This is a genomic window from Alteromonas sp. ALT199 (assembly GCF_018619335.1).
Lineage (GTDB): Bacteria > Pseudomonadota > Gammaproteobacteria > Enterobacterales > Alteromonadaceae > Alteromonas.
This window is the reverse complement of the sequence record NZ_JAHHDX010000093.1, coordinates 18,085-40,368: the sequence shown is the minus strand read 5'-3', so window position 1 is coordinate 40,368 and position 22,284 is coordinate 18,085. Positions and strand designations below refer to the sequence as shown.

Sequence of the window (22,284 nt, the reverse complement as noted above, 5' to 3'; positions counted from 1 at the left end):
GTGCAAGATCTCAAACGGCTTGGCGATATCATCAGTCGGGATCCTTTCAAAATGGACTGCCTTCATGCCTTGCGGTCGCTTGATTTACCGCAGGGCTACATAGGTGCAGGGTTTGTGCGAAATGCAATATGGGATGAATTACATGAAAGGGTTAAACCAACGCCGCTTAACGATATTGATGTGATTTACTTTAGCGATGAAATCACAGTATCTCAGAATGTTGTAATAGCCCAGACTTCAACAGAACCAGCATTTCAACAACAAGAACACTCACTAATAACTGCAGCCGCTAAATCAGAAATAAAAAACCAAGAAAAAGCCATTGAACGCCAGTTAACCCAAATAATGCCCCAAGCTAATTGGCAGGTGAAAAACCAAGCGCGTATGCATTTGTCTCACGGGCATTCTCCCTATAAAAGCAGTCACGAAGCCATTTCATATTGGATAGAGCGGGAAACTTGCGTAGCGGTTCGCTTATTAGCGAATGATGATTTAGACGTACTTGCGCCATTTGGCTTAGCAGCAAATTTCGCGGGCACCATAAGTATTAACCCCCAATATCCAAGACCCGATGTTTTTAGTAAGCGACTTGCATCTAAGAATTGGCTTGATGTGTGGCCTTTGCTAAAGGTTCAAAGATAATCGGAAAGCAGTGCGCATTTTAGCGCATCAAGCCTTAATATTTCAGATTTTTCTGCATAACAAAGAGTCGCTTTTATCTGCACCTATGCAATATGTAAAGCATTGCTAAATAAACAATTTATCCCCGTATCTCCTCTACATATATTGCCGAAAAGGTGGCGAGAAAATACAGCTATATCAAACACGCAGCGCTGGAATTGAATAAAAAACTTGCAGTTATGTAACCTTAAGGTATCATTGATACCTATAGGTTACATATGATCCGTTTAGGTATCATATGTAATGTTAAAACGCAGTGAGCTTCAACGGCATTAAAGCCCGTTAAACATTAAAGGATTTAAAAATGGCAACATCAATTTTGGTACCACCAGAGACTGAGCAAGAGTATTTAACAATAACTGGCAAAATCAGTCTCGCCTTAGCGTTCTTTGTTTTAGTTAAAGCCGCATTAGCTATGGTTAACGATACGGACTCACCTATCTACTTGTCATTAGGGTTAGCGTCTTTAGCAAGTGTTATTTACTGTGTAGTGTTAGGTATTAAATCAATGAAGTTCGCCAAAAATATATCGCATTTGGGCTTTTGGACACTAACATTTGATGATGAATACGTAGACTATGTCAGCTCATTTAGCTTGCGCGTTACCTGTCATATACTGATTTTTGGCACAATCATGCTCGCTATTTGGGGGGATAGCAGGTGGTTTGTAGAATTAATTGCTCCCTATCAGATTACCAATGCACTTCAAGTATTGCTCGGTGTAGCCGCAGCCGCCCATGGAACATCTATTCTATGGAAACTGCGAGAGGAAGACCTAGATGAATGAAGATTTAGACAACCACATTCACAAGCTCCGATTGCAACATAAAATTTCTCAGCAAGAATTAGCTGATGCGATTGGTGTTTCCAGAAAAACCATAAGTACCGTAGAAACAGGACGCTTCACACCATCGGTTGTTATTGCGCTAAGAATTGCTGCCCATTTTGCTATCCCAGTTGAGCAGGTGTTCGAACTCAAATAAGGCGGTAGCTTAATATAAAACTAAAATGTAGTGGCTGCTGCTGAAAAGTGGCAGCAGCGCTACTGAAGACCGCAGAATCGGTATTAGTTTCTACTTACCTTACGGCTGAATTTTTCGTAGTAATATCTACTATCTTAGTGGCAATAGCCGCTATGGTTGTATTTTCGCTCATCGCTTGTTTTTGCAGTCGGCGATACGCATTGTTTTCGCTTAGTCCAAATTGTTCCATTACTACCAGCTTTGCTCGGCTTATCAGCTTCTGATCTTGAATTGCACGCTTAGTCTCTTCAAGCTCTCGTCCCATGTCTTCTATATGCTGGGCTTGTGAACGCAGTAAGTCGTAAAAAGAGCGGTGGGCCGATAAGGTTTTAGTCTGCTCATCGAGTGACAGCGTTTTAATCTCGTCGTCTTTTGTATCTTCCGCTAAGCCGGGCATGCTGGGGTCAAACAGTAAAGTAAGCGGCGAGCCATCATTGGCGTGCTCATTGTTAAAGCGTGTAAGCAACTGTTGATGATTGGCCATTTCATTTTTTGCATTGGCTACTTTACTGTTAGTTTGCTGTGTTAAGGCTTCGGTCAATGCTACCTCGATATCCTGCATTGCATCTATACGTCGGGTTGCAACGTCGAACCAAACTTCTGATATTTCGCCGGCAATAGGGCTGCCGTCTCCTAGCTGCGCGATCATATTTCTAAGCTGTGTAATATCTATTGCGGCAGGGCTTTTATTTAAAGCTTCCAATGCCTCTTTATGCGGCTTACAGCTAAATTCACAGAATATATTGAAGTGATGCTCTTGGGCATGCTGAAGCGCAGTAAGCTTTTCACATAGGCGCGCATCGAAATGGGTTTCTGCAAAACCAATTGCCCCCCACGCTCGCTCTTGCCCTGCATATTCTTTGGCCTGCATGAAGTTGAACAAAGCAACCAGTAAGCGGGTAATGGTTGGATCGCTTGCAATATCTGCTGCTTCAAAAATGACAGTAAGTAAACTTGCCACTAAACGGCTGTAGGCTCGTGTTGATTCTAGTGGCGTTAGCTGCTGCTTACTGACTTGTTCTCTTAAGCGTGGCAAATAGTCTGTCGCCTGCATGGCTAAAGTAATACTGCTTAATAGGCGCGGGTTACCAGAAGTGATCTCATCAGTTAAGTAGAGAGACTTCAAATGGCTTTTTAGCATTGACTCTGCTTGTTCACTAGCACTGACATACTGCATTCGCTCAACTTGGTAGCGCTCGGCTTTAGACGCAAGAAAGATATTGCTGGCTCCGCGCTCTTTTTGCAGTTCATGTATAAGCTCACGAACCGCAATAACAATACGACAGTTACTAGAAAGCTGTTCTAACACAGTGATTTCTGCATGTTTTGCGGCGAGCAAAAAACGTTTGGTCGCATCGCTACAAAGCGCAATGGTTTGTTCAGGTTCGTGCAGCATAAGAGGCCCTGCTAAATGTTGGTTTACGCAATTCGCTTTTTTATTGATAGTTTTTTTGCGAAGTATTGCTTTAAAGCACATTAAATTAAGCAACACTTATGCCCTGTTTATAAGAATGTATTTAGGCAAAGTTTGGATGGGTGCGTAATATTCTGAATGCCTAACAGACGTGGCTTTTATAAGTGTTAAGCAAAATCAATTGCTATTTGATGAGTTAAAAAAGACGGGCACTTTAGGAGAGAGTAGGCGATATTGCACTTTAATGGTGCAATCCGCCTGCAGATGTATAGATTTAATTTTAAAAGCTAGTTTCTAACCACGCGGAGAAACCAACCGACAAATAAAGAAATCAAGAAGCCGAAGAAGGCAATCATAGTCGTAATGGTGAGCATCTGCCCTGAGAAGTCTGCATTTTCACCCGTATGCTCGCTAACTAGCATTCCAGAAGCCTTAAAGATAAACAATGCAGCGACAGAAAATAGTAAGATAACGGCGGTAGACATAATGGTGGCTTTCCAATAAGCCTTTGGCGACATCCAATGAATCGCGCCTGCCACTAGCACGCACAAAATGGTAAGAATATAAGGTACCACGTAAACTCCTCGTCAAATAAGGCCTATGCCTTACATTATTGCCTCATCATTGAGTGCAACTTAGCGCAAAGTAGCGGGTTAATAATACGAGCTAATGCTACGAACTAATACTACGAGCTAATACTACGAGCTAAGCGCACCGATGGGCTAGGTTATAAAAATACTGCAATACGATGCCACGTAAGATGCCTTTTGTCAGCAAAGGCACAAAAATTTAGCGCGTCTGAAATTAATTTAAGAAGCTGGGTTGAGAATATGTGAAGTGACTTTCGCTCAGTTAGCCTTGCAGCGGCATCCTCTGAGTTGTGTTTATACGCTAGTAACAATCTATTAAAAGATTTTAAGCTACAATAGTGATAGAATCGCCGAAAAATTACCCTGCCTACTTGGTGTACTGCTTTCATGCAGTTTACGCCACGGTGGGTTGTTGTGTTTAACATCTTAGCTTCTGAGAGAACATGTTCGATTTAATTACCAGTAAAGACAGCAACGTTAAGAACGACGTGCTATCAGGCATTACAGTGGCACTTGCCCTGGTTCCTGAAGCCGTTGCATTTGCATTTGTGGCCGGCGTAGAACCAATGATTGGTCTTTATGCGGCATTTATGATGGGCTTAATCACTTCTGCTATTGGCGGTCGCCCTGGAATGATTTCTGGTGCTACCGGCGCCATGGCCGTTGTAATGGTGGCACTGGTTGCCCAACACGGTGTGCAATATCTATTCGCCGCGGTTATTTTAGCCGGTTTACTGCAAATAATGTGCGGTATATTCAAGCTCGGTAAGTTTATTCGCTTGGTGCCGTATCCGGTAATGCTTGGCTTTGTAAACGGTCTTGCGATCGTTATTTTCTTAGCTCAGCTAGGCCAGTTCAAAGTTACTAACGCTGCTGGAGAACTACAGTGGATGGAAGGTACGCTGCTATACTGGATGCTTGCGCTCGTGGCGTTAACCATGGCCATTATCTATTTGTTACCTAAGCTAACCAAAGCTGTTCCAGCCTCGCTAGTAGCGATTGTTACGGTAACAGCATTAGTACACGGCCTCGACTTAGAAGCACGTACGGTAATCGACTTTGTTCGTGACCTGCTACCGGCTGACCAGCGTGACACCGCAACCCTAGCGGGTGAACTTCCTAGCTTTGCTATTCCTATGGTGCCGTTCACGTGGGAAACTTTCATGATAGTACTACCAACCTCAGTGATTCTTTGCTTGGTGGGTCTTATTGAATCGCTACTTACGCTTTCATTAATTGACGAAATGACCGATACCCGAGGGCGCGGTAACAAAGAGTGTGTTGGCCAGGGCGTTGCAAATACCGTTAACGGTTTCTTTGGTGGTATGGGCGGTTGTGCCATGATTGGTCAAAGCATGATCAACATTAATTCTGGCGGTCGTGGGCGCTTATCTGGTATTACAGCCGCGCTTGTATTACTAGGTTTCATTCTATTTGCTGCACCGCTTATTGAAATGATCCCGCTAGCTGCTCTTGTTGGCGTAATGTTCGTAGTGGTAATCGCTACCTTCGAGTGGGCCTCATTCAGAATTATTCGCGGCGTAAACAAAGAAGATGCCTTTGTACTATTTCTAGTGACAGGCGTTACCGTTATTGCTGACCTTGCTATTGCGGTGGTTGTGGGTGTTATCGTTTCTGCCCTTGTATTTGCATGGAAACACGCTCGTCATATCGAAACTAAGTCGCACATTGATAATGACGGCTGGAAAGTCTATGAACTAGATGGCCCGCTTTTCTTTGGCTCGGTATCGCATTTCAAAGACTTGTTTGATATCGCTAACGACCCACAAGATGTCGTTATCGATTTTAAAGACTCTCGTATTTGGGATTCATCAGGTATCGACGCACTAGATACCCTTGCCGATAAATATGAAGAGCAAGGTAAGAAGCTACACATTCGTCATATCAGCGATGAGTGTCGCTCACTGCTTCGCAAGGCCGACAAATTTGTTGAAATTAACGTAGTAGAAGACCCTCGCTACCGCGTAGCGACGGATAAACTCGCCTAAGTTATTCGATAGCACTTAATGCACCAAGTAAACACAGTTTTGCGTTTGTTTGGTGCAGTTGTGAAGTCTGTATAATGCTTATTTTACGGTAAATTTAATAAAAACAATGTATTACGAATTTGGCACTGAACTTGGATAGCTATAAGCGTAAAGTGTGTTTTAGTGATTTGTGTCAATCGCTGAAAAATTGTGTGATTTATAACACTCCGTAAAATGTGTTAGCTAGATTCTGCTGAACTTTAGCGTCAGTACTAGCAAAATAGGCAACGAAGCCCGCATCAACGAAAGTTGAAGCGGGCTTTTTTTTGTCCCGAAAAAAGGGGAATACCATGACTTCATTGGACTCAAAAACGCAAATTGTCGTCGTAGGCAACGGCATGGTGGGGCACCATTTTGTTGAGCAGCTTCATCAAAGCGATGCCAATGTAGAAATAACCGTTTTATGCGGCGAATCTCGCCTCGCGTACGACCGCGTTTATTTGTCATCTTTTTTTAGTGGTGCGAGTGCTGACGACTTAGCGCTTACTACACCCGCTCAGTATGCCGAGTGGGGCATAAATGTTGTTACCAATGCCTTAGTTACTGATATTGACCGTGACAATAATAAAGTCACAACGTCAGAAGGGCAGGTGTTCAACTACGACAAGCTGGTTCTTGCCACCGGTTCTTATCCTTTCGTGCCCCCCATTCCAGGTAACGATCAAGAGCATTGCCTAGTGTACCGCACTATAGACGACCTGCTCGCTATTGAAGCGTCAGCAGCGGTGAGCAAAGTTGGTGTAGTTGTTGGTGGTGGTCTTCTAGGTTTAGAAGCTGCGAATGCTCTGAAGCAAGCAGGTCTAGACACCCATGTGGTTGAGTTCGCCCCGCAGCTTATGGCAGTGCAGCTAGATCAAGCCGGTGGCACCGTGCTCAAAGACAAAATTGAAGATTTAGGCGTAACCGTTCATACCCAAAAGGCAACCCAAACTATCGAAGCTGGTGATACCTGCCGCTATAAAATGGTGTTTGCTGACGGAACCGCGCTAGAAACCGACATGATTTTATTTTCTGCCGGAATTCGTCCGTCAGATCAGCTTGGTAGAAAGTCAGCATTAACATTAGGCGAGCGCGGCGGTATTGTCATTGATAACCACTGCGTGACCTCTGACCCTAATATTTACGCAGTGGGCGAATGTGCGCTGTGGGATAACAAAATTTTTGGCTTGGTTGCACCTGGTTATACCATGGCGCGCACGGCAGTAAGTCATATAAAAGGTGGCGATGCCGAGTTCGTTGGCGCAGATATGAGTACCAAACTGAAGCTAATGGGCGTAGAAGTGGGCTCAATTGGTGATGCGCACGAACGTACAGAAGGTGCCCTTAGCTACACCTACTTGAATCAGCCTGAAGGCGTGTATAAAAAGCTGGTGGTAGATAGCGAGCAAAAGTACGTGCTTGGTGCTGTACTTGTTGGCGATACGAGTGATTACGACACGCTTTTACAGTATGCGCTTAACAATATCGAATTACCTGAACACCCAGAAAGCCTTATTCTTCCATCCTCCGATGCAGCACCCGCGCTAGGTGCCGATGCACTGCCAGACACCGCGTCCATATGCTCGTGCCTAAACGTGACAAAGGGGGACATTATTTCAGCTATTGAAGGTGGCTGTTGCAGCGTTGGCGACGTAAAAGGTGAAACTAAAGCCAGTACTGGTTGTGGGGGTTGTGCCGCCCTGCTTAAAAATGTGGTAGACAGCGAGCTTGAAAAGCGCGGTGTGGAAGTATCAAAAGCCATATGTGAGCACTTCAATTACACCCGACAAGAGCTGTTTCACATTGTTAAAGTTAACGGCATTCGCACCTTCGACGAGCTACTTGAACAGCATGGTGAAGGTTTAGGTTGTGAAATTGTAAGCCTGCTGTGGGTTCTATTCTGGCATCAGTCTACAACGACTACATCCTAAAAGCTTCACACCTACCCTTACAAGACACCAACGACATCTATCTTGGCAACATGCAAAAAGACGGTACCTATTCTGTAGTGCCTCGCGTTCCTGGCGGAGAAATTACGCCCGAGAAGCTCATTTTGTTAGGGGAAGTGGCTAAAGAATATAGCCTTTACACCAAAATCACCGGTGGGCAGCGCATCGATTTATTTGGCGCGCGCGTAGAGCACTTGCCTGACATCTGGGAAAAGTTAGTAGCCGGTGGGTTTGAAACCGGTCACGCGTATGCGAAAGCGCTACGTACTGTGAAATCCTGTGTGGGAAGTACATGGTGTCGCTACGGTGTGCAGGACTCGGTGGGCACGGCTATTGATTTAGAAAACCGATACAAAGGCCTACGTGCGCCGCATAAAATCAAATTTGCCGTATCAGGCTGTACCCGCGAGTGTGCAGAGGCACAAAGCAAAGACATTGGTGTTATCGCTACCGAGCAAGGTTGGAACCTGTATGTGTGCGGAAATGGCGGTATGAAGCCACGACATGCAGACTTGTTTGCTACCGACCTAGACACCGAAACGCTTATTAAATACATCGACCGCGTACTGATGTTTTATGTGAAAACGGCCGACCGCTTACAGCGCACATCAGTGTGGATGGACAACTTAGAAGGTGGGTTAGCTTACCTGCAAGATGTTGTGATCAACGATGCACTTGGCATTAATGAAGAGCTAGAAGCGCAGATGGATGATGTGGTTGATGCTTATCAGTGCGAATGGAAAACCACTATTGAAGATCCTGAATCTCGCAAGCGTTTCCGTCAATTTGTAAACAGTAGTGCCAGCGACACCAATATTCAGTTTGTTTCAGAGCGCGGACAGGTTCGCCCAGCCACGGAAGCTGAAAAAGTAGCGGGGAAAGATCAGTTTATTCCCGTCTCTATGGTGTAGCCCATAGGTTTAATGGTGTAGCCACTGAATTAATGGTGTAGCCACTGGCTTATCAATCTTGTTAGGAGAATCAAATTATGACAGCTGCGCAAAACGTAATAGCGTCAGAACAGGCAGTGCAGTGGCACTTGGTTTGTGAGACGAGCGACTTGGTAACAAACAGTGGCGTTTGCGCCCTTGTTGACTCACAGCAAGTGGCCATTTTCTGCTTGAAAATAAAGGGCGAACCCCGGGTTTTTGCCATTAGTAATTACGACCCTATTGGTAAAGCAAACGTGCTCTATCGCGGGCTTTTGGGGTCGATAGGCGGTGCACCCGTTGTCGCTTCGCCTTTGTACAAAGAGCATTACTTTTTAGAAACAGGGCTGTGTAAAGAGCACGATGATGTATTCGTCACGGCTTACCCTGTGAAGGTAGAGGGCGAGAAGGTATTTGTAGGCGTTTAAGCAAGCAGACCCTATTTGAATGCCCCACATGAATAGAGCCTTCTTGCAAAAACGCATTCAATTACTGCGAACTCGAAAAAGGTAATGAAATGAATATGGCTACACAACAACCCGACATGATGTCTGAACAATTAAGACAAACAACATGCCCATACTGCGGCGTAGGGTGTGGTGTAGATATCAGTTGCAACGTAAGCAAGCGTGCCGTAACCCTGGACACTGTTAAAGGCACGCCAGAGCATCCCGCCAATTATGGAAGATTGTGTGTTAAAGGAACAAACCTGCTTGAAACAAATGACCTAAATGGACGTTTGCTTCACCCAACCATAGCAGGTCAATCGGTGGATTGGGACACGGCCACCGATGTGATTGCGGATAAGATCACATCTACCATTGCGCAGTATGGCGCGGATGCCGTTGCTTTTTATGTATCAGGCCAGCTTCTCACCGAAGATTACTATATTGCCAATAAACTTATGAAAGGTTATATCGGCAGTGCCAATATAGATACCAACTCTCGACTTTGCATGTCATCAGCCGTAGCTGCTTACAAGCGCGCCTTTGGTGAAGACGTGGTGCCTTGCGATTACACCGACTTAGAGTGTACAGATTTATTAGTGATCACCGGAAGTAATGCGGCGTGGGCCCATCCAGTACTTTTTCAACGCATTCAGCGAGCAAAGCTGAAGAACCCAAATATGAAGGTCATCGTTGTCGACCCTCGCAAAACTGAAACCTGTACGATAGCCGACTTACACCTTCCTATAAAACCAGGTAGCGATGTTGCTCTGTTTAACGGCTTACTTAGCTATGCAGACGCGCAAGGTAGAATAGATAGAAACACCGTCGAAACTTATGCCGAGGGGCTTGATGAAGCGCTTGAAAGTGCAAGTACCTTAACACTGGATGACGTGGCTGGCGTATGCGGTATAGAATTAAGCAAGGTTAAGGCTTTTTTCGACGCATTCTGTAAAGCGTCTAGTGCAATTACTTTTTATTCTATGGGCGTTAATCAGTCTTCAGCTGGTGTAGATAAAGCCCAAGCCATCATTAACTGTCACCTGGCTACAGACTTAATTGCCAAAGACGGTTGTGGTCCATTTTCCATCACAGGTCAGCCCAATGCCATGGGAGGGCGTGAAGTAGGTGGGCTAGCTAACATGCTAGCGGCCCACATGGATTTAGACAACCCTGAACATATCGAATCAGTAAAAACCTACTGGGATGCACCCGTTATGCCCAAAGGGCAGGGTCTTAAAGCTGTAGAACTCTTTAACGCAATAGAAAGTGGCAAGGTTAAGTTCGTTTGGATAATGGGGACTAACCCTGTTGTCAGTATGCCCAATCGTGGCCAAGTTGAGCGCGCACTTGCAAAGTGCGAGATGGTCGTAGTGTCTGATATTGTCGAATCGAATGATACGCTTAACTACGCCCACATAGCCCTCCCTGCAACCGGCTGGTCGGAAAAAGACGGCACAGTGACGAACTCAGAGCGCCGTATTTCTCGTCAGCGCGGTATATTGCCTCCACCAGGTAATGCAAAACACGACTGGCAAATTATGTGCGACGTGGCGGCTAAAATGGATTTTGGCGAAGCATTTAGCTTTACTCATCCGTCGCAAATATTCTGCGAATACGCTGGCTTAACTGGCTATCACAATAATGGTAAGCGCCAGTTAGACCTATCGCCTTTGCAAAGGCTAAATGAGGCTCAGTACAATGGGCTATCACCTATTCAGTGGCCTTTTCAGAACGCAGCTTTGAATACGCCCTTATCCGGTACCAACTTCAAAGCAAACACTAAGCCTAACCTTATTAGCAAGCGCCCTTTTGAAGATAAGCAGTTTTCTACGCCTAGCGGTAAGGCTAAACTCATTCCCGTAACCTATAAAGCCCCATTGCAGGTTACGTCAGACGCTTACCCTTTCGTGGTTAACAGTGGTCGAGCAAGAGACCAATGGCATACCATGACGCGCACGGGTAAAGCCGCAAAGTTACTTGCCCATATGCCGAGCGCCTCTGTCTACATAAACCCTAAAGATGCTGCTGAGTTGGGTTTAAAAAATAATGACCTCATTTCTCTGACAAGCACGGTGTGCAAAGACGCTCCAGTTATCTATCCGGTAAAAACAGATGCGGACATGCGCAAAAAAGAAGTGTTTATACCTATACACTGGTCGGCGCAATGGGGTTCTCACAGTAAGCTAGGCGCACTTTACGCTAGCGCGGTAGACCCAATTTCAGGACAGCCCGAACTAAAACACGCCGCAGTGGCTATTGCGCCTGTACGTTACGCTACGTATGGAAAACTCTTTTTATCATCAAAAATACAGTCGTCACACGATTCTAAAACAAGCCTTGATAATCCCAGCATCGACAATCAAGAAGCGCTAAAGAAAGCGTGCGATTACTGGAATAAAACACCGCTTGAGGCCGAAGGCGCTACATCAAAAGAAAGTAGTTCTGAAGAAGCACTATCAGTATTGAACGTTGCTTCGAACAAAGGCCGTCGTGAATTCACTCAAACCTTGATACCACGGTTACCGCAAAACGCGGTGCTATTACAGTTACATCATCACAGCTACTCAGTTTGCCTTGCGCTTGTTGATGACAAATTATGCTTTGCAGCATTCCTAGGTGATGAGCCGGAAAAAGCACCTGCAACGACACATACAACAGCGCAGGCAGCGCCACTTGCAAAAAGCACTTGGTCAGTACCGAATGCGTGGCTTGCCAGTCTTTTAAATACTGCGATTTCTATTGAGTCACAACGCAATTTATTACGAGGCCAAGTGGATGAAGCATTTTTAAATGGCGATGTGGTTTGTAGCTGTTTTGAAGTACGTGAAAAGACGATTACAGACACCATCACCAAAGGCTGCTCATCGGTAAGCGAACTTGGTAAGCAGTTAAAATGCGGCACTAACTGTGGTTCTTGCAAGCCTGCCTTGTCTGAGCTTATAGACAAGCATTTAGTTATAGAAACCCAATCTGTTTAGGAGCGTTAAATTATGTCAATTGCCTCTAGTTGGTCTTTACCGTTTTTGCGCACCTTATTCAAACAGCAGAAACCGTTGTCTAATCTTTTTTATCGCGATGCAACTTCGAATAAAACTTCGACCACTCGTAAGCCTAATGACAATTTCAAATCTTTAGCTAAGTATACGTACTTAAACAAGTGGCTGAAAACAGCAAACCTTGGTGATGGGCGTCAAAAGCAGGGCCAAGTATTTATTGTAGGCGCAGGCCCTGGCGATGCAGAGCTACTTACCTTAAAAGCGCTTCGCCTTTTACAGCAAGCTGACGTGGTACTGTTTGACGCACTTGTAAGCGAAGATATCCTTTCGCTTATTCCATCTAGTGTAGCGAAAGAATACGTAGGAAAGCGCTGCAAAAAGCATAGTTTTACCCAAGACGCTATTTGCAAACGGGTGGTTGAACTTGCCAGTTTGGGCCACACCGTGGTGCGACTAAAAGGTGGTGACCCAGCCTTATTTGCTAGAACCTGCGAGGAAACCGATGCGCTAACAAAAGCTAACATTCCTTTTGCTATTGTTCCTGGTATTACTGCAGCATCGGGCGTGTCTGCCTATACGGGTATTCCTCTTACCGACAGGCGCTGTGCCCAATCGGTGAGTTTTGTGACCGCACATTTTAAAGATGCAAAACAATGGCCTGAAATGGCGCCAATGGCGCAGAATGTATTAAAGCAGACCATGGTGGTTTATATGGGGCTAAGCCGCCTTGAGGGACTTTGTAAAGGATTGGAACAGCACAAGGTGCCAAGTTCGTGGCCGGTAGCGGTAATTGAAAATGCTACATCGTCTCAACAGCGCGTAATCACTGGTGAGCTTGCTAATATTCATGGCAAAGTAAAGGCTGCAAATTTAACTGGGCCTACGTTACTTATATTTGGAAAGGTGGTAGAGTCACGTCAACAGGTAAATACACTTCTACTACATTCATCCGAGCATGCAGCAACCATTTAGCGAATACATAAAGATTATTGGTAAGGGTCAAAAAGGGGGGCGTAGCCTTACCCGGGATGAAGCTTATCATGCCATGAAAATGGTATTGGCCAATGAAGTGACCGGCGATCAACGGGGCGCATTTCTTATGTTACTTCGTACCCGTGAAGAAACGCCAGAAGAAGTGATTGGTTTTGTTGATGCATGCCGAGAACTTATTGAGCCAGAGGTTAAGACACTTACCCCGACGTTAGATATTGGGTGTTATGCAGGAAAACGTCGCCAGCTTCCTTGGTACTTACTGGCGGTAGCTGTACTGGCCAAAAACGGTTATTCAATTATGCTTCACGGTGCCCATGAGCCGGGCTCAGGACGCCTGTATGCGAGCATAGCACTACCCAAGCTGGGCCTTCCCGAAGTCAGCAGTATCGGCGAGGCAAAACAACAGCTGGCTGATAAAGGCGTAACCTATCTCGATTTATCTTATTTGTTACCGTCCCTAGATACCATTATTAAGCTGCGAGACGTGTTTGGGTTGCGTTCTTGTGCCAACACTCTAGCCAGGTTATTGAACCCCACTGGCGCAGAGTTCTGTGTGCAGGGGGTTTACCACATGCATCTTGATCATAAGCATTGTCGCGTTAATGAAAATTACCCGTCGATAAACGCCCTTTGTTTTCGCGGCGATGGCGGCGACCCCGAGGTCAATGGAGAACGAGAAACCGAACTTTTCATTAGCCGTAATGGTAAAACTGACGAAGTCATAATGCCGGTGGTTGCCGACAAATGGGCGCTTAAAGACAAAGATATGAACGTAGACGATATGCTCGATGTGTGGGCGGGTAAAGCGAATAGCCTTTACGGTGAACAGGCTATTTTAAGCACGCTTAGCAGCTACTTAGTACTTCTTAATAATTGTGATGTGGCGGATGCCTTATCTCAAGCTAGGGAACTTTGGTCAAAAAGACAAAAAACGGCAATGCCATTCTAGCCTTCCTGCATTCCCACGCTTCGCTAGGTAACTTGCCAGCGCCTTCTGAGTGGGCAATTATCTATGCGGATTGGTATAAACTTCAATTCCTCTGCTATCTTTAATCAAAACCAAAAAAAATTAGCTTATCGTTTCAGACATAACCGTAATCACGAGTGAAGCAGCAAAGCCTTTTTGTTGTGGGCTGCATCGTCGAAAGCTTACTAGCTGAAGAATGAGCAAAGCTTGGTTCATCAGGAGCAGAGAATGTTTTTCAAAAATAAAGAGTTGATAGCTGAAAACTCACGTTTGCAAAAGGAAATTGAGGCATATCACACGGTTCAAGAAGAGCTTCGTGAAGAGATGCTTTATATACACATGAACCCTGACGGTAGGGTTCATGCTATTAACGACTTGTGTTCTCAGGCTACTGGCTACTCAATAGGTGAATTAGAGGGAAAGTCTCTTGAGAGGATGATGAGCCAAAATGCACTCAGAAAACCTGCAACGCAAGATATGCTAGGTGCGATTAAAACGCATCGCCATTGGCACGGTGCTGTCAGCTTTATGGATGCAAAAGGCCAAGAAATGTGGGTGCGAGGTATTGTACAGCCCGTTGATGATGCTAATGGGAATGTGAAATTTATCGCCTTCTACATGGCCGAACAAACGCGGAACATTACTCATAGTAACGAACTTCGCGATATGATTGCTGCGCTTCAGCGATCATCTGCTGTCATAGAATTTAATTTAGATGGAACGATAATAAAAGCAAATGACAACTTTCTTAAAGGTATGGGGTACTCCATAGACCAGATAGAAGGTAAGCACCATAGAATGTTTTGTACCGAACAAGAAGCTAATTCAGAAGAATATAAAAAGTTCTGGCGAGATTTAGCTGAAGGGAAATTAGAGTCAGGTAGGTTCAAGCGAGTAGATAGTAGGGGCAACGAAGTCTGGTTGGAAGCGTCGTATAACCCAATTAGAAATGAAGACGGAAACCTTTATAAAGTCGTTAAGTTTGCCACTGTCATCACTGAGCAAATGCAGCGTGAATTTGCTATTTCTGAAGCGGCAAACGTGGCGTTTAATATATCGCAAGAGACGGGGGAACAGGCACGTACAGGTAACGAAGTGCTTAATGCAACAGTAAAGGCTATGAACGAACTTACTGCACAAATGGGTAGTGCGAGCGAAGGCATTAAAGACCTCGATGAGCAATCTCAAAAAGTTGCTGATTTGGTTAAAAGTATTAGTGGTATTGCTGATCAAACCAATTTGCTTGCCCTGAATGCCGCGATAGAGGCTGCGCGCGCAGGAGATCAGGGTAGAGGGTTTGCTGTAGTGGCTGATGAAGTAAGACAATTGGCTTCACGGACAAGTAGCGCTACGGAAGAGATAGTAAACGTTGTAGTAGAGAACAGAAAACTTACTGAAAATGCCGTTCAGCTTATTGAAGCAGGGCAGGAAAAAGCCCGCGAAGCGTTAGAATATTCAACGCAGTCTGGTAATGCGATGGGAGAGATTCAAAGTGGCGCAAACGAGGTTGTGAACGCCATCGGACAGTTCACTAAGCGCCTTTAGAGCAGGGCATCTATCAATCGTTTCAAACGCACTTATGCATTTTAATTTGTTCATTCGTGGTGCCTGTTAACTCGCACCATGGTTGAACACCTCCCCCGTTTTGGTGCGCTAAACCTTTCTTTATGTTCCAAGTACACGCCTTTTTTTCTGGTATTTTCTTATTAATCATATATTTAAATTTTTGGCACAATGACTGCTAACTACTACGTGCAAAACAACGATGTCGTACAAGGCATCGTGTAAAGCACAACATTTTCCATAGTGTGAATAAGAAAAATTATTGGGAATCAGTGGAGAGCAGTAGGGAAGCTCCATCTTCTCCAGCATTTATGGCAAATGATAATAACAATAAAAAAGATGGTTTTATTAAGCTAAAGCTTTTATATAACCTCCCTTTAAGATGAGGTGTGTGAGCGGGAATTCCTGACTTACCAATAACAACTTGATGCGTTAGTAATTACTCCGATGTTACTAACACGGCAACGAAGCCCACCATGCTAGACAGTCAAATGTCTTTAGCTGGTGGGTTTTTTTTTGGCTACGAGGAATACGTATGACTGGGTTAAAGGCAACATCATTACTAGAACGCTTTAGAACGGTGGGCGCAAGCGTCTGTGCTGCACTTGTCGTCTCTGTAGCAACATTTTCAACATCTGTTTCAGCACAAGCGCCTGCAGTAGGATGGCCAGAGAAAGAAGAACTGAAGTTTGGTTTTATTAAACTGACAGATATGGCGCCGCTCGCTGTGGCGTATGAAAAAGGCTTTTTTGAAGATGAAGGGCTGTACGTCACACTAGAAGCACAAGCTAATTGGAAAGTGCTGCTAGACCGGGTTATTGATGGCCAGCTAGATGGCGCTCATATGCTTGCAGGTCAGCCACTTGGCGCAACCATTGGCTTTGGTACGGAATCTCATGTAGTGACTGCGTTTAGCATGGACCTAAACGGCAATGGTATTACTGTATCAAATGAGATTTGGGAAAAAATGAAGGCCCACATTCCACAGGAAGATGGCAAGCCTGTACACCCAATCAAAGCTGATTATCTTAAGCCAGTCGTTGATGAATACCGCAACGCTGGAAAACCTTTCAATATGGGTATGGTATTTCCTGTTTCTACTCACAACTATGAGCTGCGTTATTGGCTAGCAGCAGGTGGCATTCACCCAGGTTATTACGCACCTCACAAAGGTGATACCGCAGGTCAAATCGATGCACAAGCGCTATTGTCTGTAACGCCACCACCACAAATGCCGGCCACAATGGAAGCGGGCACTATTTATGGCTACTGCGTAGGTGAGCCATGGAACCAGCAAGCGGTATTTAAGGGCATTGGCGTACCTGTAATTACCGATTATGAGATCTGGAAAAACAACCCTGAAAAGGTGTTTGGCGTAAGCCAAGGTTGGGCTGACAAGTATCCAAATACTCACATACGCGTGGTAAAAGCCTTAATTCGTGCAGCAATGTGGTTGGATGAAAACGACAACGCTAACCGTCCTGAAGCAGTGAAAATTCTTGCTAAAAGCACCTATGTAGGCGCTGACGAAGACGTATTGGCTAACAGCATGACGGGCACCTTCGAATACGAAAAAGGCGACAAGCGTGACGTGCCAGACTTCAATGTATTCTTCCGCTACAACGCTACTTACCCATACTACAGTGATGCGATTTGGTACCTCACACAAATGCGCCGCTGGGGCCAAATTTCAGAAGCAAAGTCTGACGATTGGTACAAAGAAACGGCCAAAAAAGTCTACAAGCCAGAAGTTTATGCTCAGGCCGCTAAAGCGCTGATCGCTGAGGGTAAAGCAAAGGCTTCTGATTTCCCTGAGTTTGGAACGGAAACAGGTTATAAGCCGCCTCAGAGCGAGTTTATTGATGGCGTAACGTTCGATGGAAGCAAGCCAAACGCTTACTTAGAGCGATTTGATATTGGTCTCAAGGGTGACACTGTACTTTAAGTGTCTCGTACAATAGCCCCGTCGTCGCTTTTGCGAAGGTGGGGCACTCACACAGCGCATTTGCGCACATCAAGAGTCAGGAGCAAGCAATGAGCAAGATGACAACCATTCTTCGCCTTCCATCGTCGCCGTCAAACGCCAACTCTGTGTTGAGTCGTTTATATCAATCCATGCCCGTGTTGTTGCTGCCCGTAATCGGCTTGCTGATGTTTTTGGCTATTTGGAATGGCGTTGCAAAAAGTATCGATACGTCATTAGGGCAATTTCCTGGCCCTGCACATGTTTTCGAACAAGCAGGTACCTTAGTTGATGAGCATATTGCTCAGCGTGAAAAGGCAGATGCGTTTTATCAGCGACAAGAAGCACGAAATGCCGCACGCATGGCACAGGATCCTACTTATGAACCGAAGGTAAGAGACTTTACCGGTGCGCCCACTTTCTTTGATCAGATTTGGACCAGCCTTTATACCGTTATGGTGGGGTTCTTTATTGCATCAGTAGTCGCAGTCCCATTGGGTATTTTGTGTGGTTTAAGTAAATCAGCCTACACGGCGATAAACCCGCTTATTCAATTATTCAAACCTGTTTCGCCGCTAGCGTGGTTACCACTGGTCACCATGGTAGTAAGTGCACTTTATGTCAGTGACGACCCGGCGTTTTCTAAGTCATTTGTTACCTCTGCCTTTACGGTCTCGCTTTGCTGCTTATGGCCAACGTTAATTAACACCGCGGTAGGGGTGTCAAATATTGAGAAAGATCTTATCAACGTGAGCAAGGTGTTGCGTCTTACGCCTTTTGCTCACCTTACGAAAATAGTACTGCCGTCTTCAATTCCGATGATTTTCACTGGGCTTCGGTTGTCGCTTGGTATTGGTTGGATGGTACTCATAGCAGCAGAAATGCTTGCTCAAAATCCAGGGTTAGGAAAGTTTGTCTGGGATGAGTTTCAAAACGGCAGTTCAGAATCCTTAGCCCGGATTATGGTGGCAGTGCTTACTATTGGGGCAATTGGTTTCGTTTTAGACCGCTTAATGTTATCAATTCAGCGTGCGGTAAGCTGGGATAAGTCGAGCGTATTACGCTAATCTTGAGGAGAAATTTATGCACACTAAACACTTAGAGTTAGAGCAGGTAGGTATCGACTTCCCAACACCGAAGGGGCCATTTACTGCGCTTCAAGATGTGAATCTTAAAATTAGCAAAGGTGAATTCGTATCACTAATTGGGCACTCTGGCTGCGGAAAATCAACGGTGCTTAATATCATCGCGGGTCTACACCAGGCAACTTCAGGTGGCGTAATATTAGATGGTGCTGAAGTGAAGCAACCGGGCCCCGAACGTGCTGTAGTATTTCAAAACCACTCTTTATTGCCTTGGCTTACGGTGTATAAAAACGTAGAGCTGGCCGTGAAATCGACCATGCGAGGCAAAAGTAAAGGCGAAATGCGCGATTGGATAATGCACAACTTAGAGCTTGTACACATGACTCACGCACTCGACAAATTGCCAAGTGAGATCTCCGGGGGGATGAAACAACGAGTAGGTATTGCCCGTGCATTGGCAATGGAACCTAAAGTGCTATTGATGGACGAACCATTCGGCGCGCTTGACGCATTAACCCGTGCTCACCTTCAAGACTCGCTAATGGAAATTCATGCTGATTTAGGTAATACCGTCATTATGATTACCCATGATGTGGATGAAGCCGTGTTGCTATCTGATCGCATTGTAATGATGAACAATGGCCCTGCAGCCACTATTGGCGAAATCTTAGATATTGAATTACCTCGTCCGCGAGACAGATTAGCACTTGCAGATAACAAACAGTACAACCACTACCGACATGAGGTATTAACCTTCCTATATGATAAGCAGAAAAAGGTTGAAACCGTTACTTCACGTACTAACAACACATCATCAAAACCCAGCGGGGTGACATCTGAAAAAAAAGACACTAAGAAATCAGATGCTGCCTAGCACTATCGGCATCTGATAAGGGCGGTAGTTTTACCGCCCACCACCTATAACTTTCACTTTTCAACCAGCGTTTTGATGCTGGCTGGGTAAGTGCTGACTAATAAAAATTTAAATTTAAACCGATAGGGAACACGCATGAACACGTTTAAAAAACTAAGCATTAATATGCTTGCTGCATCTGTAATGGCAGTATTGGGCAGCAGCGCGATGGCCGCTGATATTCACACCGCATTAAGCGACTCCAAGGCATGGGTTGATCTGAATTTGCGCTATGAGGCTGTAGATCAAGACAATGCACTAGAAGATGCAAGCGCGCTGACCTTGCGCACCCGTTTAGGCTTTAGCTCGGGGAGCGTTAATGGTTTTTCATTTACCGCCGAGGTTGAAGATAGCCGAATTGTAATGGGGCAGGATGAGTTTACCGTAGGGCCTACTGGTTTTAACGTGGGTGAATATTCGGTAATTGCGGACCCTGAAACCACTGAAGTAGACCAAGCCTTCATTCAATACAAAGCTGATAACTTTACTGCGAAAGTAGGCCGCCAAGTTATTACACTAGATGACCACAGATTCGTTGGTCACGTTGGTTGGAGACAGGACCGTCAGACCTTTGATGCCGTAAGCGCTAAATATGCGGCAACCGACAACTTAGAGCTTTTCTATAGCTATTTGTACAAGCGCAACCGAATTTTCGCAGAAGCCGCTGATTTAGATTCAAAAGATCATATCCTTCACGCTACTTATAAGTCGAAAATCGGTAAGTTCGTGGCCTACGCGTATTTGTTAGAAGTAGATAATGATACGGATAATGCGCTAGATACGTATGGCGTAAGCTATGATGGAAAAATGAAAGGTGACAGCGTAAATTGGGCTTATGGTGCTGAGTTTGCTACGCAATCGAGCGAAGCCGGCGCAGGAGAAACAGCCACTGACTTTGACGCCTCTTACCTAAATGCGTATTTAGCCGCCACCTTCTCAGGCGTAACAGCAAAAGTTGATTATGAGGTATTAGGCTCTGATGACGGTTTGTACGGTTTTGCGACGCCCCTTGCTACGCTGCATAAATTCAACGGTTGGACCGATCAGTTTTTGGGTACACCAGCGCAAGGCTTACAAGACCTTAAGTTTTCACTTTCTGGTGGCTTAGCCGGTGGTAAGTGGCTTTTGGCTTATCATGATTTCAGCGCTGACGACAGCAGCAATGGCGTTGATGATTTAGGTAGCGAATTCAATGTTCAATACACCAAGAAGTTTGCAGGTAAGTACAACTTCGGCATCAAGTACGGTACTTACGACGCAGGCGATATTAAAGTAGATGCTAACCGCTTTTGGATGTGGGTTGGTACACGATTTTAATTGCTGCGCGAATCTACTTATAGATACAGCATAGTGGTATAGCTACACCAAGCTTGGGTTGGCTAAGTCGTTACTGACTTAGCCAGCCTTTTTCAACGGCAGTATCTAGCTGCTGCATAACATAGTCCCACAGTGCCGGTGCACAAGATTTCAAATGGGCATTTCGCGCTTCAATTTTCTCTCTTGTAATACCGTGACGCTTCCAACTTCCTCCATCGTCTTTCATATTTTGAAATACAGGAAGTACTCGGTCCATAGCTTTCGCAAATTCAGCATCAGCGGTTTCTGCAGCTTCAAACTCAAGCCATAAATTGAGCAGTTCGCTATCGAGTGGACGTGGCAATAAACCAAAAATGCGCTTAGCGGCCGCAAGTTCTTTCTCAGCTTGTGCATCATGATCGGCTTGCTCATTAAACGCAAACATGTCGCCAGCGTCTATCTCCACAATATCGTGAATAAGGATCATGCGAATAACTCGCGTTATATCAATTGGCTTGGCCGCATATTCGCTTAACATGTTTGCCATTAATGCGACATGCCAGCTGTGCTCTGCGGAGTTTTCTTGTCGATAGTCATCACTTGGAAGCGTAATCTGACGCTTAACCGCTTTGAGTTGATCGAGTTCACAGATGAAATCGGCAAAATCACTAACAGCATGCATGTTAAAAGGCTCCTAGGTGTAAAAATGGGCGCCTTAGCGCCCATTCAATTATTAAGGGTATGATGTGAAGCGTAGTTGCTAAAAAGCGGTAATTACTTCTGTTCTGATAACCACACGATAAGGTCGGCGATGTCATCAAACGTCATATCAGAGGTGAACGTTGGCTGATATTTACCGTTGATAATAAAGCTAGGCACACCTGTTAGGTGTTCACGGTACTCATCAATTTGCTGTTGGTTTTTGCGCACCATGCTGTTAACGCCAAAGCTCTTAGCCATTTTGTCAAACTCTGCGCCGTCTACGCCGTTAACAACAAAGATGTTGCGAAGGTCTTTCAGCCCTGTGATAGACGCACGCTGCTTATGAATGTAGTTAAAGATAGCACCATTCATAGCATCTTCTTGCTTCAATGCGCGTGCAATAAGCATGGCTTTGGTGGCATCGTCTTGTACTTCTGGGCCGGTAAAGCGCATAAAGTTTACGTGTACTTTATTGAACTTAGTGCCGTCGCTTTTCTTTTCTTTAATTTGTGCAACGATTGGCTCAAATTGGAAGCAATGTGGGCACCAAAATGAGAAGTACTCAGTAATTACTGGTTTATCTGTGGCTTCTTTATCAAGCACTTTATAGTGCGTGCCTTCTTTCCATTTAGACGCTGGCTCTTGGGCACACGCTGTTAATGGCAAAAGCATTGCCATGACAAACATTACTGCAAACTTTTTCATGGATTATGATCCTGTATTTAAAAACGATTAATCGTGTCGA

17 protein-coding genes and 1 pseudogene are annotated in these 22,284 nt (G+C 45.1%); 14 read left to right on the top strand and 4 right to left on the bottom strand.

Going from position 1 to position 22,284, the window contains the following annotated elements; all coding sequences use genetic code 11:
- From KL866_RS10370 to KL866_RS10360, 3 genes are all read left to right on the top strand, one after another.
- On the top strand, positions 1-642 hold the full coding sequence (locus KL866_RS10370) for a nucleotidyltransferase family protein (protein ID WP_025256582.1): 642 nt from the start codon (positions 1-3) through the stop codon (positions 640-642).
- Positions 643-985: 343 nt separating this feature from the next.
- A complete protein-coding gene (locus tag KL866_RS10365) occupies positions 986-1,468 on the top strand; it encodes a hypothetical protein (protein WP_025256581.1) in 483 nt (160 codons plus the stop codon).
- Positions 1,461-1,664 carry a helix-turn-helix transcriptional regulator gene (locus tag KL866_RS10360; protein WP_025256580.1) on the top strand — a complete coding sequence of 68 codons (204 nt, stop codon included), beginning with the start codon at positions 1,461-1,463 and terminating at the stop codon, positions 1,662-1,664. Before KL866_RS10365 ends, KL866_RS10360 begins: the two co-directional genes overlap by 8 nt.
- Positions 1,665-1,758: 94 nt before the next feature.
- On the opposite strand, the gene KL866_RS10355 is transcribed toward KL866_RS10360, so the two are convergent.
- Positions 1,759-3,099 carry a nitrate regulatory protein gene (locus tag KL866_RS10355; RefSeq protein ID WP_025256579.1) on the bottom strand — a complete coding sequence of 447 codons (1,341 nt, stop codon included), beginning with the start codon at positions 3,097-3,099 and terminating at the stop codon, positions 1,759-1,761.
- A 305-nt stretch (positions 3,100-3,404) separates the two neighbouring features.
- The gene (locus KL866_RS10350; RefSeq protein WP_014948232.1) at positions 3,405-3,692 is read right to left on the bottom strand and encodes a hypothetical protein; all 288 of its coding nucleotides are present in this window, start codon (positions 3,690-3,692) and stop codon (positions 3,405-3,407) included.
- Positions 3,693-4,150: 458 nt separating this feature from the next.
- Here KL866_RS10350 and KL866_RS10345 point away from each other — a divergent pair, with 458 nt between their 5' ends.
- The 11 genes and pseudogenes from KL866_RS10345 to KL866_RS10295 all read left to right on the top strand — a co-directional run bounded on the left by KL866_RS10345 (position 4,151) and on the right by KL866_RS10295 (position 20,858).
- On the top strand, positions 4,151-5,716 hold the full coding sequence (locus tag KL866_RS10345; protein ID WP_025256577.1) for a SulP family inorganic anion transporter: 1,566 nt from the start codon (positions 4,151-4,153) through the stop codon (positions 5,714-5,716).
- Positions 5,717-6,045: 329 nt separating this feature from the next.
- Positions 6,046-8,594: pseudogene (gene nirB, locus KL866_RS10340) on the top strand (nitrite reductase large subunit NirB).
- Between the two features lie 77 nt (positions 8,595-8,671).
- On the top strand, positions 8,672-9,040 hold the full coding sequence (gene nirD, locus KL866_RS10335; RefSeq protein WP_214994936.1) for a nitrite reductase small subunit NirD: 369 nt from the start codon (positions 8,672-8,674) through the stop codon (positions 9,038-9,040).
- A gap of 89 nt (positions 9,041-9,129) precedes the next feature.
- Positions 9,130-12,039: a nitrate reductase gene (locus KL866_RS10330; protein ID WP_214994934.1), complete on the top strand. Its 2,910-nt coding sequence runs from the start codon at positions 9,130-9,132 to the stop codon at positions 12,037-12,039.
- A 12-nt stretch (positions 12,040-12,051) separates the two neighbouring features.
- Positions 12,052-13,029, top strand: coding sequence for a uroporphyrinogen-III C-methyltransferase (cobA, locus tag KL866_RS10325; RefSeq protein WP_214994932.1), 978 nt, complete (start codon positions 12,052-12,054; stop codon positions 13,027-13,029).
- A complete protein-coding gene (locus KL866_RS10320) occupies positions 13,013-13,999 on the top strand; it encodes a glycosyl transferase family protein (RefSeq protein ID WP_214994930.1) in 987 nt (328 codons plus the stop codon). The genes cobA and KL866_RS10320 overlap by 17 nt, the downstream gene beginning before the upstream one ends.
- A gap of 246 nt (positions 14,000-14,245) precedes the next feature.
- On the top strand, positions 14,246-15,562 hold the full coding sequence (locus tag KL866_RS10315) for a PAS domain-containing methyl-accepting chemotaxis protein (protein WP_025256571.1): 1,317 nt from the start codon (positions 14,246-14,248) through the stop codon (positions 15,560-15,562).
- A 553-nt stretch (positions 15,563-16,115) separates the two neighbouring features.
- Positions 16,116-17,525, top strand: coding sequence for a CmpA/NrtA family ABC transporter substrate-binding protein (locus tag KL866_RS10310; RefSeq protein ID WP_025256570.1), 1,410 nt, complete (start codon positions 16,116-16,118; stop codon positions 17,523-17,525).
- Between the two features lie 89 nt (positions 17,526-17,614).
- Positions 17,615-18,610 carry an ABC transporter permease gene (locus tag KL866_RS10305; protein WP_025256569.1) on the top strand — a complete coding sequence of 332 codons (996 nt, stop codon included), beginning with the start codon at positions 17,615-17,617 and terminating at the stop codon, positions 18,608-18,610.
- Positions 18,611-18,626: 16 nt separating this feature from the next.
- Positions 18,627-19,502, top strand: a complete 876-nt coding sequence (locus tag KL866_RS10300; RefSeq protein WP_025256568.1) for an ABC transporter ATP-binding protein — start codon at positions 18,627-18,629, stop codon at positions 19,500-19,502.
- 135 nt (positions 19,503-19,637) lie between these two features.
- Positions 19,638-20,858, top strand: a complete 1,221-nt coding sequence (locus tag KL866_RS10295; protein WP_025256567.1) for an alginate export family protein — start codon at positions 19,638-19,640, stop codon at positions 20,856-20,858.
- Positions 20,859-20,928: 70 nt separating this feature from the next.
- Here KL866_RS10295 and KL866_RS10290 read toward each other — a convergent pair whose 3' ends face one another.
- Positions 20,929-21,519, bottom strand: a complete 591-nt coding sequence (locus tag KL866_RS10290; RefSeq protein WP_025256566.1) for an HD family hydrolase — start codon at positions 21,517-21,519, stop codon at positions 20,929-20,931.
- Between the two features lie 92 nt (positions 21,520-21,611).
- Complete coding sequence (locus KL866_RS10285; RefSeq protein ID WP_025256565.1) at positions 21,612-22,244, bottom strand: thiol:disulfide interchange protein DsbA/DsbL; 633 nt, start codon at positions 22,242-22,244, stop codon at positions 21,612-21,614.
- Positions 22,245-22,284: the final 40 nt, after the last annotated feature.

Bases quoted from the DNA above. Each gene is read 5' to 3' on its own strand.
- KL866_RS10360 (WP_025256580.1), top strand. From the start codon at position 1,461: ATGAATGAAGATTTAGACAACCACATTCACAAGCTCCGATTGCAACAT.
- KL866_RS10365 (WP_025256581.1), top strand. From the start codon at position 986: ATGGCAACATCAATTTTGGTACCACCAGAGACTGAGCAAGAGTATTTA.
- KL866_RS10290 (WP_025256566.1), bottom strand. From the start codon at position 21,519: ATGCATGCTGTTAGTGATTTTGCCGATTTCATCTGTGAACTCGATCAA.
- KL866_RS10310 (WP_025256570.1), top strand. From the start codon at position 16,116: ATGACTGGGTTAAAGGCAACATCATTACTAGAACGCTTTAGAACGGTG.
- KL866_RS10315 (WP_025256571.1), top strand. From the start codon at position 14,246: ATGTTTTTCAAAAATAAAGAGTTGATAGCTGAAAACTCACGTTTGCAA.
- KL866_RS10285 (WP_025256565.1), bottom strand. From the start codon at position 22,244: ATGAAAAAGTTTGCAGTAATGTTTGTCATGGCAATGCTTTTGCCATTA.
- KL866_RS10300 (WP_025256568.1), top strand. From the start codon at position 18,627: ATGCACACTAAACACTTAGAGTTAGAGCAGGTAGGTATCGACTTCCCA.
- KL866_RS10355 (WP_025256579.1), bottom strand. From the start codon at position 3,099: ATGCTGCACGAACCTGAACAAACCATTGCGCTTTGTAGCGATGCGACC.
- KL866_RS10330 (WP_214994934.1), top strand. From the start codon at position 9,130: ATGAATATGGCTACACAACAACCCGACATGATGTCTGAACAATTAAGA.
- cobA (WP_214994932.1), top strand. From the start codon at position 12,052: ATGTCAATTGCCTCTAGTTGGTCTTTACCGTTTTTGCGCACCTTATTC.
- KL866_RS10320 (WP_214994930.1), top strand. From the start codon at position 13,013: ATGCAGCAACCATTTAGCGAATACATAAAGATTATTGGTAAGGGTCAA.
- KL866_RS10345 (WP_025256577.1), top strand. From the start codon at position 4,151: ATGTTCGATTTAATTACCAGTAAAGACAGCAACGTTAAGAACGACGTG.
- KL866_RS10295 (WP_025256567.1), top strand. From the start codon at position 19,638: ATGAACACGTTTAAAAAACTAAGCATTAATATGCTTGCTGCATCTGTA.
- KL866_RS10305 (WP_025256569.1), top strand. From the start codon at position 17,615: ATGAGCAAGATGACAACCATTCTTCGCCTTCCATCGTCGCCGTCAAAC.
- nirD (WP_214994936.1), top strand. From the start codon at position 8,672: ATGACAGCTGCGCAAAACGTAATAGCGTCAGAACAGGCAGTGCAGTGG.